Origin of the sequence: Streptomyces sp. SID3212, from assembly GCF_009865405.1 — a bacterium.
Classification (GTDB): Bacteria; Actinomycetota; Actinomycetes; order Streptomycetales; family Streptomycetaceae; genus Streptomyces.
This window is the reverse complement of sequence record NZ_WWJY01000544.1, coordinates 1-15,691: the sequence shown is the minus strand read 5'-3', so window position 1 is coordinate 15,691 and position 15,691 is coordinate 1. Positions and strand designations below refer to the sequence as shown.

At 72.4% G+C, this 15,691-nt stretch carries 12 protein-coding genes; 5 read left to right on the top strand and 7 right to left on the bottom strand.

The window, feature by feature from the left end:
- Positions 1–43: 43 nt before the first annotated feature.
- The 3 genes from GT042_RS16285 to GT042_RS16275 all read right to left on the bottom strand — a co-directional run bounded on the left by GT042_RS16285 (position 44) and on the right by GT042_RS16275 (position 6,148).
- Positions 44–2,596 carry a PQQ-dependent sugar dehydrogenase gene (locus tag GT042_RS16285; protein WP_161309435.1) on the bottom strand — a complete coding sequence of 851 codons (2,553 nt, stop codon included), beginning with the start codon at positions 2,594–2,596 and terminating at the stop codon, positions 44–46.
- Between the two features lie 66 nt (positions 2,597–2,662).
- Positions 2,663–4,450: a ThuA domain-containing protein gene (locus tag GT042_RS16280; RefSeq protein ID WP_161309434.1), complete on the bottom strand. Its 1,788-nt coding sequence runs from the start codon at positions 4,448–4,450 to the stop codon at positions 2,663–2,665.
- 291 nt (positions 4,451–4,741) lie between these two features.
- Complete coding sequence (locus GT042_RS16275; RefSeq protein WP_161309433.1) at positions 4,742–6,148, bottom strand: FAD-dependent monooxygenase; 1,407 nt, start codon at positions 6,146–6,148, stop codon at positions 4,742–4,744.
- A gap of 267 nt (positions 6,149–6,415) precedes the next feature.
- Between GT042_RS16275 and GT042_RS16270 the strand changes: the two genes are divergently transcribed.
- Entirely contained in the window at positions 6,416–8,083 is a 1,668-nt protein-coding gene (locus tag GT042_RS16270) for a phosphodiester glycosidase family protein (protein WP_161309432.1), read from the top strand.
- An 88-nt stretch (positions 8,084–8,171) separates the two neighbouring features.
- On the opposite strand, the gene GT042_RS16265 is transcribed toward GT042_RS16270, so the two are convergent.
- Both GT042_RS16265 and GT042_RS16260 read right to left on the bottom strand, forming a co-directional pair.
- Complete coding sequence (locus tag GT042_RS16265) at positions 8,172–8,930, bottom strand: SDR family oxidoreductase (protein WP_161309431.1); 759 nt, start codon at positions 8,928–8,930, stop codon at positions 8,172–8,174.
- A gap of 85 nt (positions 8,931–9,015) precedes the next feature.
- The gene (locus GT042_RS16260; protein ID WP_161309430.1) at positions 9,016–9,573 is read right to left on the bottom strand and encodes a hypothetical protein; all 558 of its coding nucleotides are present in this window, start codon (positions 9,571–9,573) and stop codon (positions 9,016–9,018) included.
- Positions 9,574–9,717: 144 nt separating this feature from the next.
- Between GT042_RS16260 and GT042_RS16255 the strand changes: the two genes are divergently transcribed.
- Positions 9,718–10,599: an alpha/beta fold hydrolase gene (locus GT042_RS16255; RefSeq protein ID WP_161309429.1), complete on the top strand. Its 882-nt coding sequence runs from the start codon at positions 9,718–9,720 to the stop codon at positions 10,597–10,599.
- A 15-nt stretch (positions 10,600–10,614) separates the two neighbouring features.
- Here GT042_RS16255 and GT042_RS16250 read toward each other — a convergent pair whose 3' ends face one another.
- Positions 10,615–11,457 (bottom strand): LysR family transcriptional regulator, encoded by an 843-nt coding sequence (locus tag GT042_RS16250; protein WP_237530853.1) that lies wholly within the window; start codon positions 11,455–11,457, stop codon positions 10,615–10,617.
- 170 nt (positions 11,458–11,627) lie between these two features.
- Here GT042_RS16250 and GT042_RS16245 point away from each other — a divergent pair, with 170 nt between their 5' ends.
- The gene (locus GT042_RS16245) at positions 11,628–12,116 is read left to right on the top strand and encodes a nuclear transport factor 2 family protein (RefSeq protein WP_161309428.1); all 489 of its coding nucleotides are present in this window, start codon (positions 11,628–11,630) and stop codon (positions 12,114–12,116) included.
- 54 nt (positions 12,117–12,170) lie between these two features.
- Here the strand turns inward: GT042_RS16245 and GT042_RS16240 are convergent, their stop codons facing one another.
- Positions 12,171–13,235, bottom strand: coding sequence for a ricin-type beta-trefoil lectin domain protein (locus GT042_RS16240; protein ID WP_345943791.1), 1,065 nt, complete (start codon positions 13,233–13,235; stop codon positions 12,171–12,173).
- A gap of 292 nt (positions 13,236–13,527) precedes the next feature.
- Between GT042_RS16240 and GT042_RS16235 the strand changes: the two genes are divergently transcribed.
- Together GT042_RS16235 and GT042_RS16230 are read left to right on the top strand one after the other, a co-directional pair.
- On the top strand, positions 13,528–14,106 hold the full coding sequence (locus GT042_RS16235) for a sigma-70 family RNA polymerase sigma factor (RefSeq protein WP_161309427.1): 579 nt from the start codon (positions 13,528–13,530) through the stop codon (positions 14,104–14,106).
- The gene (locus tag GT042_RS16230) at positions 14,103–15,539 is read left to right on the top strand and encodes a hypothetical protein (RefSeq protein ID WP_161309426.1); all 1,437 of its coding nucleotides are present in this window, start codon (positions 14,103–14,105) and stop codon (positions 15,537–15,539) included. The genes GT042_RS16235 and GT042_RS16230 overlap by 4 nt, the downstream gene beginning before the upstream one ends.
- Positions 15,540–15,691 lie beyond the last annotated feature (152 nt).

Here is a 15,691-nt window from a genome sequence, read left to right as displayed (position 1 = left end):
GGGCCGCCCCCTTAGTGGAGGCGGCCCGGCCGGTACGGAGCCGTCAGTCCGCACGTGCCGTCGGCGGGCGGCTCACCCCCGGGCCCGTGAACGTGTAGCTGTCCAGGTCCAGGATGGCGCCCGAGCCACCGGTGAAGACCACGTAGATGTCCCTCGGGGCGTCCACCGCACCGGTGATCGCTGCGCTGACCTCGGTGTACGTCTCCCAGCCCCCCGTGTTCGGCACGGTCACGCGCGCGAGCACCGGGCCGGTGACGGAGTCGTACCGGAAGGTGGCGACGTTGCCCGCCTTGTCCGACGAGACGCGTGCCCTGACTCCGGTGATGCCCTTGAGGCTCACGGGGTGGTAGCGGACCCATTCGTTGTTCTGTACGTCTCCGAGGCGCTTGCCGCCCTCCGCCCCGGCGGCGGTGATGATCTGCGGTCCTGACAGCTGGGCGAAGTGCTCGGCCTGCCAGCGCTTGGGCCACAGGGTCTGCTGGCGTTCCCCGGTCAGCGCGACCGTGCCGGGGGCGCCCTGGTCGGTGTAGGTCGCGCGCACCACGTAGAACTGGGTGGCGTCGAGCCCGGAGTGGATCGGGCCGGTGTTGAACGTCATCGAGCAGCCCGTACCCTCCGCGACCTCGTGGGCGTGCTCCTGGTGGCCGAGCGCGACCCGGACGATCACCTTCGAGCAGTCGATGGTCCCGTCCTGCGGGTCCGTCGCGGAGGCGGTCACCGTGACGTTCTCGTTCCACTCGAACGTGGCACCGTCCGGTGGGGCCCCGATGGTGAGGGTGGGACGGTTGTTGCCGACCACCACGGGGATCGTGGTCGTGCCGCTGCGCCCGGTGCCGTCACTGACGGTCAGCCTGGCCTGGAAACTGCCGTTGGCGGTGTACGTGAACGACGGGTTGGCCGCCGTGGAGTCGGTGCTGCCGTTGTTGGTGAAGTCCCAGGCGTAGGTGAGCGGATTGCCGTCCGGATCGCTGCTGCCGGCGCTGGAGAACGTCACGGCGAGCGGGGCGAGGCCGTTGTCCCGGTTCACCGACGCCTTGGCGAGGGGCGACCGGCCGCCCTGCACGTAATTGATCTTGTAGAGTCCCGCGTCCTCCGCGCCCGAGAAGTAGCCGCTGCCGTATTCGAGCAGGTAGAGCGAGCCGTCGGGGCCGAACTCGGAGTCGATGGGGTGGACGAACCGCATGCCGTCGAGGACCGGTTCGATGGCGGTGGGGGTGCCGGTGGAGGGGTTGCCGTTGTTGAACTGCACTTCCTTGATCCAGTTCCGGCAGTACTCGGAGATCAGCAGCTTGTTGTCGTAGTACTGGGGCCACTTGACGTCGGAGTTCAGGTTCGGGTCGTAGTGGTAGACCTCGGTGTGGTTGGGCGAGCCGCAGCCTCCCGGGGTGTCCAGCTGGGGCCATTCCTTGCTGCCGCCGTGCTGCTCCCAGACGAGGGCGGGCTTGGTCGGCGGAAGCTGCTGGATGCCGGTGTTGCGGGGGGAGTTGTTGACGGGTCCCGCCGAACCGCCGCAGGGGAACCAGCCGCGGGGGGTGTTGGCGGCGAAGTCCCAGTCGTTGTAGCTGACGTTGGGGCCGCCGCAGTACGGCCAGCCGTAGTTGCCCGGGCCGGTCGCGCGGTTGAACTCGTCGTACGCGGCGGGGCCCCGGTTGGGGATCGTCGCCCCGGCGTCGGGGCCGACCTCGCCCCAGTAGAGGGTGTTGTTGGCCTTCTTGTCGACCCAGACGCGGTACGGGTTGCGTACGCCCATGACGTAGACCTCGGGACGCGTGCCGGCGGCTCCCTTCGCGAAGAGGTTGCCGTCGGGGACGGTGTACGTCCCGTTGTCCTCCGGGTGGATCCGGTTGATCTTCCCGCGCAGGTCGTTGGCGTTGCCCGAGGTGCGCTGGGCGTCGTACTGGGGGTTGCGCGAGGTGCGTTCGTCGATGGGCGCCATGCCGGCCGCGTCGCCGCCGGAGTTGGTGTTGTCACCGACCGCGAAGTACAGGTTCCCCGCGGTGTCCCAGGACATGGATCCGGCGGAGTGGCAGCACAGCTCGCGCTCGGTCCGCCACTCGATGATCATGTCCTCGCTGGCCGGGGCGATCGTGTTGGTGGTGCTGTTGAAGGTGAACCGGGAGATGCGGTTGACCAGCGGGGTGACCTTCGGGGAGTAGAACAGCATGACCCAGCCGGTGGTGGCGAATCTCGGGTGCAGGGTGATGCCGATCAGCCCGTCCTCGAACCGGGCGTCGAGCGGGACGGTCAGCGCGACCGTGGTCGCCTTGGTGGCCGGGTTGTAGACGCGGACCTGGCCGCCGCCGTCGGTGGTGCCGCGGTTGATGTAGAGGACCTTGCCGTCCGGCAGGACGGCCAGCTCGATCGGCTCCCCCATCGGGAGTCCGCCGTCGAGCTTCACCTTCTCGAACCCGCTGGCGGGCGGGGGCGCGGCGGCGCCCTTGGGCTCAACGGCCGGCTTGGGCAGGGCGGTTTCCGCGAGTGCTTGGGCCGCCCGGGGTGCGGCGGTCAGTTGGGGCACGGCGGTCGCCTGGGGCGCGAGGAGCAGCGCGGACACGGTCAGGAGCGCGGCGAGCAGGGAACGAGTGCGCGATAACACGGCACCTCCATGGGCCGATCGCGGGTGGGATGGTGCGGTTCCGGGGCGGCGCGGGCGATCCGGGGCCTACCGTCCGAGGACGGCGAAGTCCCAGAGGGAGTAGCCCCATTGGGTCGCGCGGGCGGTGCCCTGGACCCGTACGTACCGGGCGGTGGCACCCACCGGGACGGTGTCGAGCCCGCCGTCGCCCGCCGTGGTGGTGGCGACGGTGCGCCAGGTCGTGTTGTCCGGTGAGACCTGGACCGTGTACGCCCTGGCGTAGGCGGTCTCCCAGGTGAGCCGGACCTGGTCGACGGTACGGACGGACCCGAGGTCCACCGTGATCGACTGGGGGTCCGTGTAGGCGCTGCCCCAGCGGGTGGCGGGGTCACCGTCCACGGCGTTGGCCCCCACGTGCGCGCTGCCGGGCTCGACGCTGGTGACCGTGACCGGCCGGCCGCGCGCCAGGTCGGTGCTCTGGGCGCCGTCCTGCCTGATCCTGATGTCGCGGTAGTTGATGTCCATCCCCGCGCCGTCGTTCTGCACGCCGATGTACCCGGTCGCGATGTCCCGGGTGCTGGTGTAGTCGTTGATCTTCACGCCGTTGAGGTGGATCTCGACCCGTCGGTCGTGCACGGCGATCTCGTAACTGTTCCACGTCCCGGGCGGGTTGAGCGCGGCGGCGCGGGCCGCCGTGTCCGGGGCCTTGAGGCTGTAGACGCTGCCGGTGGTACGGGAGGGGTCGGCGTCGGTCGCGTCGATCTGGATCTCGTGGCCGAGGTCGACGGGCCGCCACGGGTCGCCCTGCGGGTCGGGGAAGCCGATGAACACGCCGCCGTTGTCGTCGCCCGGCATCATCCAGTCGACCTTGACGGAGTAGTTACTGAAGGGGGTCACCGGATACCAGAGCAGCCCCATGCCGCCGACGGAGGTGAGGGTGCCGTCGGCGAGCGAGAATCCGCCGGGGCCCGCCTGCCGCCACCGGTCCAGGCTGCTCTGCGTCCCGTCGAAGAGCCGCGTGTACCCGTTCTCCGGGCGGCAGTCGGCGGGGGTGGCGCCGGCGGCGGTCCGGATGCCGCCGAGCAGCATGGTGGTGAAGGCGGGGTCGGCGTACGACTCCTCGGTGTGGCCGAGACCGGTGTACCAGGACCGGCCGCCCGCGTAGTTCTGGCACCAAGTGATCGGATGATCTCCCATGCTGCCGCCCGTGTACGACGTCTCGTCCAGGCTCGCCAGCACCTTCACGGCGGAGCGGGGATTCGCGCGGTAGTTGTACCACTCGTCGGTCCGCGTCCAGCGCTGCGGCAGGTGCGCGGTGGAGGGCGAGGAGCGGTCCTCGACCTTGACCGTGGCCGGCTGGGTCGCCGGGTGGGAGGCGAAGTAGGCGCCCACCAGGCCGCCGTACCAGGGCCAGTCGTATTCGGTGTCGGCGGCGGCGTGCACGCCGACATAGCCGCCGCCGGAGGCGATGTACGACTCGAACGCCGTCTGCTGGGCGGCGTTCAGCACGTCCCCGGTGGTCGACAGCCACACGACGGCCTGGTAGCGGGCCAGGTTGGCGGTGGTGAACGCGGCGGCGTCCTCGGTGGCGGTGACGGAGAAGCCGTTGGCCGTACCGAGCTGCCGTACGGCGGCGATGCCGGCCGCGATGGCCGAGTGCCGGAAGCCGGCGGTCTTGGAGAAGACAAGAACGCTGGTCAGCGGGGCGGCGGGCGCGGCGGAAGTGACAGGGGCACCGCGGGAGGCCGACGCGGGGAGGGCGGTGGAGGACGGGGTGGTGCGGTCCGCCTGGGACGCCTGGGACGCCTGGGGTAGGACGGCGAGGGACAGGACAAGCGGAAGAAGCACGGTCGCGACGCGGGACAGGAGGCGCACAGTTCAGTCCTCTCTCGGTGCGCCCTGGGGCGCCGGTGGAGGTACGCGTACGTGGCCTCACGAGTGAACATCGGAGGTTTGGGAGGGTCAAGGGGCGGCGTCGAACTATCGCAACTTTGTTGCGTCCATGCCAAGATCGGGATACGACCCGGTCACGCCGACCGTGCGCGCCGCCGCTCAAGCAGCCGGATCCGAGGGGCTGTTGCCGACCGCGCCGCCCGGCTGGCCGGACCTGCCCCCCGTGCGGGCGTGCCAGACGCCGCGAGCCGGACACCACGTCGCGGACGCGCCCTAGACCGCCTCTCCGCCGGCGAGCGCCGCCGCCTGGTTGGCCGCCACGGCGCGTTCCAGGAGGACGGGGTCGGCGAGGGTGAAGGGGTGGCGGAGCATGAAGGAGACGTTGTTGAACGCCTTGGCGATGGTGCCGTCGAGCACGGTGGCGCCGATCACCTGCTGGAGGGCCCAGCGCTGTTGCCGTACCTCCTCCGGCACCTCGACACCGTTCTCCGCGTCAAGACGTGCCGCGTCGCCCCCGGCGGACACGGCCCACGCGGCGTCCACGACCACTTCCTGCAACCGGAAGAACTCCGTTGCCTGCTGGTCGAGTCGAGGGTCGTCCCGGAGGAACTCGGACAGGCAGGAGGCGTGGAGCGCGGCGGAGGACATGCCCTGCCCGTACACGGGGTTGAAGGACGCGACGGCGTCGCCCACGCTCACCAGGCGGGCCGGGAACCGGCCCAGACCCGTGAAACCGCGCCGTCGGCTGTCGGACTGACGGTACGTCACCACCTCGCGCACCGAGGCACCGCGCGCGGCCTCACGGTAGATCGGGGGCAGTTCCTCGCACACCGCGCGGAAGTCCTCGACCGAGCGCCCCGGCCGGTCCTCCCCGAAGCCGACCAGCAGGGCCAGCCACTTGTTGTCCTCGATGGCGTTCACGGCGGCCACGGCCGTCCCGCTCGGGTACGGGGGCGGGTACACCACCAACGAGCAGGCGACCGGCAGGTCTTCGGCCGGAGCGGAGCGCTCGAAGAGGGCGGAGGCGTAGTTGATGCCGGAGTGCAGCCGCTCCAGGCGCGGCTTGTCGTAACCGTCGCCGTGGATCCAGTCCGCCAGCCTGCTGGACCGGCCCATGGCGTCCACGACGAAGTCCGTCTCCAGGACCTCTTCCCCCCGGTCCGTGGTGTGGCGGACCGCGCTGACGGCGCCGTCCCGGTACAGCAGGCCGGTCGCCCGGCCCCGTACGGTCGAGACGTTGGGAAGCGCCAGGACCCTGGCGCGCAGGCGGGATTCGAGGAAGGGACGGCTCGCGCCGAGCAGCGCGTGCGCCCCGCCCGGGGCCTGCGGACGACCGTCGAAGCAGGTCTGGGCCTGTTCCGGGGTGGCGAGGACCGCGCCCAGGTCCTGTGCCTCCTGGGTGAATCCTGGGAGCCACCGCTCGATCCACAGCCGCCCGGCCGGCAGCAGCGAGTGCACCTGCCGGTCCTGGGGCACCCCCGCCCGCGACCGGCCCTCCGTGCCGACCTCGTCCCGTTCGACGACGACTACCCGGCGCGCGTGGTCGGCGAGCACCCGGGCCGCCAGCAGCCCCGCGACGCTGCCGCCGAGCACACAGGCCGTGTCGAGGGTCGGACGGGTGTGCGGGGAAGGCTCCGCGTGGACCAGCCGATCGAAGACGGATATGGGCGATTCGGTCATCAACGACTCTTTCCCTGGGACCCATTGGCACGACAGTCACGACGGATCGGGTCCGCCCTTCGACGCTCGTGGAGCGTAGCCACGCGACGGTGAGGACATCAAAGCTCCGGGTCGGCCCGGCGTGGCGCGCCTTCACCCCGGCTTCCGCGCCGGGTCCCCGGCTGTTGTCGCCCCGGTCTCCGTACCCGGCTGGAATGACGTGGCCTCTCCCGGTGGGCGTGCACGAGGGCCGGGCCGTGACGAGCACCAACCTGCTGAGGGAACCACATGTACGAGTACGACGGACAAGACCCGCGTGGAGCACACGCGCCCCGGCGCACCCCGCGCGCACGCCTCACCGTGGCCGTCGCCTTCGGGCTCGCGGCCGCCGTCACCCTGGCCGTCCCGGGAGTGGCACAGGCCCACGCCCCGGTGGCGCTCACGGAGACGGCCGGTCCTGCCTCCGCGTCCCCGCAGACGCGGTGGACCACCGAGACCGTGGCGCCCGGCGTGCAGGTGCGTACGGGCGTCCTGCGGAACACCGGCGTCACGCCGGTGTGGACGATCACTGTCCAGGCCCCGGCCGTCAACCGGCTGACGGGCGCCGCGACCTGGGCCCCGCTGGGCGACCGCGCCTGGGCCGACGCCACCCAACGGCAGCTGCGGGAGGCCGGGTTGGCGCCGCGTGCGGAGAAGGTCGTCTGGGACAGGTACGCGGACACACCGCGCGGCACCATGGGGTGGCAGGTACGGGTGGGCTCGTACGACACCCAGGCCGCGGCCCAGACCGCCGACCAGGCGGTCACGGCGACCGGCCTGCGTACGGCGGTGGAGTGGACCGGCTACGACGGCAGGCAGCTCGCCGACCGCGAGAACATCCACGTCGCGGTCATCGACCCCGACCGCTTCCGCGGCACGGTCGCCGGGACCCACGACGGCAATGTCGCGGACCGCGAGACCACTTCGTCCGTCGCCGTACGGAACGGCTCCCTGCTCGCCGTCAACGGCGGCTTCTTCATCACGTCCGACGCGGACGGCGTGCAGGGCACGGTGGCCGGGATCGCCGCCTACGACGGCGAGTTGGAGTCCATGGCGGTGGGTTCCCGCGCGGCGCTGATCCTCGCGGACGGCGGTCGCCGCCCCCGGATCGCCGACCTGTCCACCACGGTCACCGCCCGGGCGGGGTCGTCCGCGTACGCCGTGCAGGGCATCAACCGGCTTCCCGGGAAAGTGCGCAACTGCGGCCGTCCCGGCGCCGTTCCCACCGCGCTCCCCCGGCACGACACCACGTGTTCGCTGCCCGACGACCTGGTGAAGTTCACCCCGAGCTTCCGCGCGGCCCTGCCCGGGGGCGCCGGTACGCAGATCGTGCTCGACGCCCGGGACCGGGTGGTCTCGGCCGGTCCGCGCGGCGGTACGGTCCCGGCCGGCGGCTCCGTACTCCAGGGGATCGGTGGGGCGGCCGACTGGCTGACCGCCCACAGCCGGGCGGGCGAGCGGATCTCCGTACGGGAGGACATCCGCGACGCGGCCGGGCGGCGGGTCGAACTCGGCGCGCACGACAGCATCGTCAGCGCCGCGCCGACCCTGGTGAAGAACGGCCGGATCGCCGTCGACGCCGCCACCGAGGGCACGCTCGACCCGCTGGACCTCTCCTTCGGATTCGCGTGGTCGAACGTACGCCAGCCCCGCACCCTGGCCGGTGTCGACGCGCACGGGCGGCTGCTCCTGGTCACCGTCGACGGACGCCGGCCGGGCGTCAGCGAGGGCTTCACGCTGGCGGAGGCGGCGGAGTTCATGCGCTCCCTCGGCGCGGAGCAGGCCCTCAACCTGGACGGCGGCGGTTCCAGCGCGATGGTGGTGGGCGGCAAGGTCGTCAACATCACGTCGGACGCGACGGGCGAGCGCGCGGTGGGTGACACGATCCAGGTCGTCCCGGCGGCACCCCGCCGCTGAGGGACGGGAGGGGCCGGCCGTCCTGGGCCGCTTCCCGGCCCGTTTTCTCCCGGCCCCTACCGGCCGGTCCCCATCTCTCCCGCCGTCCTCAGCCGACGAGTTGCTGACCGCCGTCGATGTCGTACGTCGCGCCGGTCAGCGCCGTGTTCGCCATGATGTGCACCGCGAGCGCCGCGACGTCGTCCGCCCCCACCACCCGCCCGATCGGCAGGGTGGTGCGCAACTCCTCGCGCCGGGCGTCCAGTCCGTCGCCGAGGAGCTGCGCGGACAGCGGTGTGTCGACGAAGCCGGCCGCGATCAGGTTGACCCGGACCGGGGCGAGTTCGAGCGCGAGGCTCGCCGTGAGCACCGGCATCGCGACGGTGACCGTCGGCAGGATCCCCAGGTCACGCTTGACCCGCCGGCCACCGGTGCCGCCCATGAACAGGAGCGTCCCGCCGGGCCGCACCCTGTCCACGGCGTGGCGCGCGACCTCCAGCGGCAGCACCATGTGGTCGGTCATCGCCCGGCGCGCCTGGTCCGCGTCCATGTCGAGGAGCGGCCCGTAGGACGGCCGGCCCGCCGTGACCAGCACGTGGTCGACCTGTTTCGGCAGCTCCTCGAAGAAGCGCGCCAGCTTCGCCGGGTCGTTCGCGTCGAAGGCGACGCTGCTGAGCGCGTCGACGTCCGCCGCCGCACTCCGCAGCCGCTCCGGATCCCGGCCGGTCAGGATCACGTCGGCGCCCTCGGTCCGCGCCTGCCTGGCCGTCGCGAGCCCGATGCCGGCGCTCCCGCCGACGATCACCACGGTCTGCCCGAGCAGGGCGGGGTCACGGTGGCCGACAGAGACGGTGGTCGCGGTGCCCATGGTGCCTCCACTGGTGGGGGTGTCATTTCCACGGTCGCGCCTTTCGCGGTGCACCGCACCTTCACGGCGCACCCGGGCCGCCTGTTCAGCCGGCCGACCGGGCCAGTGCGCGCCGTTCGATGCTGGCGGCGAACAGCGGGGTCTCGCGGCGGTTGTGGTCGCCGGACGCGGCCTGCCGACTCGCCGAGGCCTCCTCGAAGCTGATGCCGTGCTCCTCGTTGAAGGCCATGAACTCCGAAGTCGGGTGGCTCGACACCTGGTTGGTGTACGTGAGGGTCCCGTCACCGTTGTCCGTGACGGACAGGTCCCAGATCACCTGGACCGTCGTCCAGCCGTGCGGGGTGAGCACGTCCGACGTGGAGACCATGTGGCAGTGGTGCCTCTCCAGGGTCTCCCCGACGTAGTGCTGGATCACCAGACCGGTGCCGATCATCTCGACGTTGATCGACATCGGCCTGCCGTCGTCGGTGGTGGTGTAGCCGGCGGCCTTGTGGTCCGGCGGGGCGCAGCGCTGGTACTCCTTGTCAGGCAGGTTCAGGAGCCAGTTGCCGATGTCGACGGCGTCCATCGGCGCGTTGATGGTCGCCGTTTCCGTGGAGGAGGAAAGGGAGAGATCGGAAAGAATCTCGTTCTGCACGGTCATCGCACACGCTCCCTCTGGGGCACCTTTTCCCCCCTGTCCACGCTAACCCCGTCGTCACGGAGAGCGCTCGGCGCGGGCGCCCAGGCCGTACGTGAGGGCGATATCCGCGTGCGCGCCGACCCACGGCGCTGAGACACTTCCGGTATGCCGATCGTCGAAGCGTCGCCAGGAGTGTCCCTCGCCTACGAGACCTTCGGTGATCCGTCCGATCCGGCCGTCCTGCTGGTGATGGGCTTCAGCGCCCAGATGATCGCCTGGCACGAGGATTTCTGCCGTGCCCTGGCGGCCCGCGGACGCCATGTGATCCGGTACGACAACCGTGACTGCGGGCTGTCCACCACGTTCGACGATCACCCGGTCGACCTGGGCCGGTTCATCCACGCCGTGAGCACCGGCGATCTCGCGTCCGCCGTCGCGATGGCGCCGTACACACTGCGGGACATGGCCGACGACGGCCTGGGCCTGCTCACCGCGCTCGGCATCGAACGCGCTCACGTGGTCGGGTCCTCGATGGGCGGCATGATCGCGCAGACGATGGCCGTCAGCCGTCCCGAGCGTGTACTGACCCTGACGTCGATGATGTCCTCGACCGGCGAGCCCGAGTACGGCCGCCCGAGCGCCGAGGCCCAAGCGGTGGTCTCCGGGCCGAAGCCCGCAGACCGCGAGGGCTACATCGCGGCGGCCGAGGCGGAGCTGGTGTGGGCCTCGAAGCGTTACGGCGACGCCGCGCCCCTTCGCGAGCTGGCCGCCCGGAGCTACGACCGCGCCTACCACCCCGCCGGAGCCGGACGCCAGCTCGGAGCGATGATCCTCGCCGGCTCACGCGCCGACGCGCTCCGCGAACTGCGCGTACCGACCCTGGTCATCCACGGTCTGGACGACACCCTGATCGACCCCAGCGGCGGCAGGCGCACCGCCGAGCTGGTGCCGGGAGCGAACCTCCTGCTGGTCCCCGACATGGGCCACGACCGCCCTCGTGAACTCTGGCCCACGATCATCGACGCCCTGGACGCGCACACCGGCTGAATCCCCCTCCCCGCCCTAGATGTCGTGGACGCCTCGACGCGTGACGCGCGGCTGAGTACCCGCGCGCTCGGCCGCCACACGGCGGACCGTACGGGCGAAGGCCGCGATCTCGGGGCCGGAGGTCTCCGGGAGCCGGCCGAGGGCCAGTGTGGTCATGGGCAGGTCCGTCACCGGGACGGCGACCACCTCCCGCGTCAGGCGGGCCACGGCGGCCGAGCCGACGACGGTGACGAGGCGGCCCAGCGCGACCCGGTCGAGGATCTCGTCCAGGCCCGTCGGCGGGCACTTCTCCCGGAAGGCGGGCTCCTGCCGGAGTTCGGCGGTGGTCACCCCGGCACGGGCCGCGAGAGGGTGGTCGCGCGGTACGAGGGCGACCGGCCACTCCTCCGCCACCTCGGTGGTGTGCAGGCCCGTGAGATCGTCGCTGTCCGTACAGAGCAGGGCGACGTCGGCCGTACCGTCGCGCAGGGCCCCCGCCCCGGAGTGGGTGAAGACGAGTTCGGGGTCCGTGCCGTCGTGGGAGCGCAGGACCTGGGCGAGCAGCCCGGAGCCGCTGCCGGGGCGGACCGCGAGGATCAGCCGGCCGGGGTGGGCCGCCTGTCGCGTACGGTGCACCGCGGCGTCCAGGTCTTTGAGCAGGCGGCGGCACTCGTCGAGGAAGACATCGCCCGCCGCCGTCAGCTCCACGCGGCGGCTGGTGCGCTCCAGGAGACGTACTCCCATGCGGCGCTCCAGCCGGGCCACCGCCCGGGACAGCGGCGGCTGGGCGATGCCCAACCGCTCGGCCGCCCGGCTGAAGTGCAGCTCCTCGGCCACGGCGGCGAAGTAGACCAGCTCCCGGGTCTCCAGTCGATCCATACCTCCAGGGTATCGCCGTGTACGGGAACGGTCATGGCTCCCCGGGCGGCGCCCTGGTCTGATGGAGACGCGGGCCGCCGCGGAGCTTGTTCTCGCGGGAGTGGCCCGGTGCCGGGACGCCTCGGAAGGCCCCGGGAGGCCTCTGATGCGATGACGAAAGGACACCCCCCATGAGCGACGAGCGCGAGGTCCAGCAGGTCCTGGCCCGCTATGTCCGTGCGACGGACCGGCGCGACGGCAGGACCCAGGGAGGTCTGTTCACCGACGACGCGGTCGTACGGATCTTCACCAGGACCGGCCCCGACCACTACCAGCCGGTCGGCGAGCCCCTGATCGGCGGGGCGGGCGTGGAGTACGCGGTCACCCACCTCATGGCCCCGCATCCCGAAGGAGGCACCAGCCACCACACCACCCACGACCACCTCATCGAGGTCGACGGCGACCGCGCCCACCTCAACGCCCAGTTCGTCGTCTTCCGGGTCCAGGCGTCCGCGCGCCCGGCCGGCGGCTGGCCGGCCGGGGTCTCCGGCGCGCAGGGCACGGTCGAGCCGATCGAGTCCGGCTACTACGACACGGATCTGCGCCGGGTCCGCGGCGAGTGGAAGATCGTCAAGCACAGCGTGCTGATGGACATGCCGATCGCGTTCCCGGGCGCGTGACGAGAGGCGTGGTCCACCGCCACCACGACGGCCCCGAGGTGCCGGCAGCGGCGGTCAGCCCTTGTACCACTTCTGGTTGGACGTGCCCTTGCAGGTCCACAGCTGCAACTTGGTGCCCGAGGCCGTGCCCTTGTCGAGGACGTCCACGCACTTGTCGGCGGAGCTGTTGACGAGATCGCCGGGGCCCGCGAGGTAGAACTGCTGGCCGGGGCCGCCGTTGCAGGTCGCCAGCTGGATGGCGGCCCCGCTGCTCTTGGAGTTCCCCGCCACGGTCATGCACAGGCCCATCGAGCGGACGGTGCCGTCCGAACGGAACGACCACGCCTGGTTGGCCTGCTTGGTGGAGTTGCAGTCCCACAGCTGGAGCCGGGTGCCCGATCTGCCCTTGCCGTCGAGGGAGTCGGTGACATCGATGCAGCGGCCCGAGGCCACACCCACCAGCCGCACGCCCTGCGGCGCGGTCTGAGCCGCGCCCTGGGCCTGCTTCACCGGCGTCTTGCCGCCCGAGCCGGTACCTCCGCTACTGCCCGTACTGCCTGAACTGCCCGTACCGCTTCCGCCGCTCCCGGCCTCGGAGCCGCCCGCGGACCCGCCGCCCTGCTCCGTACCCTTCGCGTCAGAGTCTTTCCCCGCAGGCGTCGACTTCGGCCCGCCCTTGGGCTGCTCCTTCGGCCCGTCCGAGCCGGCCGGCACCCCACCACCGGCGGGCGGTGCGACTCCCGCGCCCACACCGGGATTCGGCGGGATGTACGCACCCCCGCCGCCACCGCCCTCTCGCGGGGCGGGCGACCGGTCCGCCCGCTCCTCCGACGAGGTGGCGGAAGGGGAGGGGGTGGCGGTGCCCGGCTGCTCCCGTTCGGCCGCCGCCTCGACCACGCTGGTGCTGGACCCACCCGAGTCGGGGGTCAGGTCGATCGAGGCGAGCAGCGGCACGGTGAGGATGCCCGCACCCGTGAGGGCGGCGGCGACGGCCGTCGTCGCCCAGACCCGCGATCCCGGCAGCAGACCCCGGCGGGGCAGTGACGGGCGGCGGGCGAACGTCTCGGCGAAACCGCCCGCCCGGCCCGGAGCGGGGTCCTGGGGCCGTCCGGAGGGGGGCGTGTTGCGGAAGGACGGCACGTGGGCTCCGTACGGATCGGATGGAGGCGAAGGTAAGGGAAGCGAGGGCGAACCGCTGAGCGGAAGGCGATACTCCGAGGATCTCGGTCCCCACCGACACCGCTCCACGCACATTGGGAAAACGGTTGGTTAACACGACCCGCACAACCCGGCGGTTCGTCATGATCGGCGCGCAGATGCCCAGTTCAGAGCCGTGCGGGGCCGACACCGGGCGAACCGCCCACCGCCTATCCTCCTCTCGTCCGCCACTCATTCCGTACGCCACTCCCGAGGGAACCAGGGGGCTGAGGCCATGCCACGCATCGACATCGGACACACCGGCATCGAGCACACCGGCGAGGAGCCGTCGGCGGCCCACGCCCCGCCCCCGGGCGACCGCACACTCCCCCTGCTGCTCGCCGAGCGCGACAGCCTGCGCCACTACGTCGCGGGCCTGATGGGCCGCGACAGCCAGGGCGCCGAGGACATCGTCCAGGAGACGCTCCTGCGGGCGTGGCAGCTCGCCGGGCGGCTCGACTGGCAGGACAGGCCGATCAGGATGTGGCTGTTCCGGGTGGCGCGCAATCTTGTGATCGACGCCAGGCGCAAGGACCGGGCCGTCCCGGTCGGTCTCTCCACGGCCGACTTCGGGGCCGCCGCGCCCGCGTCGGTCCCCGACCACGCCGAACAGATCAGCGAACGCAGTCTATTGGTGGAGGCGATGCGCACGCTGGACCCGCCGCGCAGGGAGGCGGTCGCCCGGGTCCATCTCCTGGGTCAGCCGGGCGAGGACGTCGCCCGGCTGCTCGGTGTCCCGAGGGGGACGGTCAAGTCCCGTACGCACCACGGGATCCGGGCGCTCCGCGCGGAGCTGAGCGGGAACGCCGCGTGAGCGCGTCGGGCGGGACGGCCCAGTGGCTCGGACTCGCCGGGATCCTGGTCCTGTTCATCACGCTCACCCTCTGGCTGGTGCGCCGGGCGGGCGGCCCCCGGGCGGTGTGGCGTCGGACGGCACGTCAAGTACGCCTCACGAGGCGGGCGTTCAGTGAGCCGGTCCGTGCCCAGCTGCGCTACCGGCGGCGGGTGCGGCTGCTCGGCCGCCTGTTGCGCGACCGGGCCGGATGGGCCGACGCGGAGCGGGCGGTACGCCTGGCGGCACGGCTCCACCCGGGGTTCGCACCGTACGGGGCGCTGCTCGGACCCGACCTGGTCGGTGTGCTGGTGACGGGACGGTCCGACAACACGGCGGTCGGGAAGACTGGTTCGGGCACGGTGCCCGACCTGCCCGAGCCCTGGGCCGCCGACGACGCGGAGCCCCGGCTGTGGTGGATCGCCCGGTCGGACGTGGCGACGGCGGAGGAACCGGACGCCGAGGTGGCGGGCGAACCGGCAGGTGCCGACGGTGTGTCGGACCCGGCGTCACCGGCTTCTCCCGCCTCCCCGCCCCTGCTCTGCTGCGTCGGGACCGACGGCCGACGTGCCGTACTGCTCGATCTGCACGCCTCTCCCGCCACCGTCGCGGTCCTGGGCGTCCCCCGTACCGCCCGTGCGGTGGTGCAGTCGCTCGCCGCGCAGCTCGACGCGCGGCTTCCCGCCGGGTCCGTGGAGGTCGCGTCGGGGGTGCACCCGCGATACGCGGGCCGCACGGCCGCGGAGGTGCTGGCCGCGCCGGTCGGCACGTACGTGGTGTGCGCCGAGCCGCCACGGACGCCGGTGCCCGACGGGGTCAGGCTGCTGTGTCTGGGGGTGGGCCGGGGGCGCGCACTGCTCCTCGAAGCCTCCCCGGAGGGCCTGTTGGAGGTGCACGGCGCCGCGCCGTCGCTGCGGGTCGACGCGCTGCCGCTGACCCGGGCCGTCGTACGGGCCCTCCCGACCCTGCCTCCTTACGACGACGCGGCCGGGGTCGGGGTTGGGGCAGGAGTCGGGGCCGGGGCCGACATCAGCGCTCCCGGCCCGGCGAGCGACGGTGAGCGGACAGGCGCGGGCGACGCTACGGCAACGGTCAACTCCGCACGCTCCGGGGCCGGTTCGGGCACCGCCCCCGCTGGATCGGGCGCCACACGCCCCAGGCCCGTCGCCGTCACTCCCGACGAGTTCGAGGAACCCGAGGCGACCGTCGGGGCCAGCGCCGTACCGCAGAGCCCGGAGCACCCCGGCACCCGTACACCACCCGCCGTACGGCGGACCGGGCCCTCCGCCCCCGCATCCCTCCCCCGGCCCGGCGACGACGATCTCGCCGAGCCCTCCGAGTCCGGCACCGCCGGCGTCTCCGCCGCAGGGGCGTCCGCCGCGGGCGCGGCGCCCGCGGCCCGTGGAAAGAGCTGACGTGCATCTCACTCTCACCACCGTCGACAGCGCGGACGGTGTCCGCCGCGACCATCTGCTGCGGCTGTCCCCGCACGCCACCGTCGGCGAGGTCGCGGCGGCGGTGTCCGAGCCGCCCCGGCCGCTCTACTCCGGTGCCGAACGGCTCGACC

Coding starts and splice junctions, on each gene's coding strand:
- GT042_RS16265 (WP_161309431.1), bottom strand. CDS start 8,930: ATGGGCACCGCGACCACCGTCTCTGTCGGCCACCGTGACCCCGCCCTG.
- GT042_RS16255 (WP_161309429.1), top strand. CDS start 9,718: ATGCCGATCGTCGAAGCGTCGCCAGGAGTGTCCCTCGCCTACGAGACC.
- GT042_RS16260 (WP_161309430.1), bottom strand. CDS start 9,573: ATGACCGTGCAGAACGAGATTCTTTCCGATCTCTCCCTTTCCTCCTCC.
- GT042_RS16270 (WP_161309432.1), top strand. CDS start 6,416: ATGTACGAGTACGACGGACAAGACCCGCGTGGAGCACACGCGCCCCGG.
- GT042_RS16250 (WP_237530853.1), bottom strand. CDS start 11,457: ATGGATCGACTGGAGACCCGGGAGCTGGTCTACTTCGCCGCCGTGGCC.
- GT042_RS16275 (WP_161309433.1), bottom strand. CDS start 6,148: ATGACCGAATCGCCCATATCCGTCTTCGATCGGCTGGTCCACGCGGAG.
- GT042_RS16245 (WP_161309428.1), top strand. CDS start 11,628: ATGAGCGACGAGCGCGAGGTCCAGCAGGTCCTGGCCCGCTATGTCCGT.
- GT042_RS16235 (WP_161309427.1), top strand. CDS start 13,528: ATGCCACGCATCGACATCGGACACACCGGCATCGAGCACACCGGCGAG.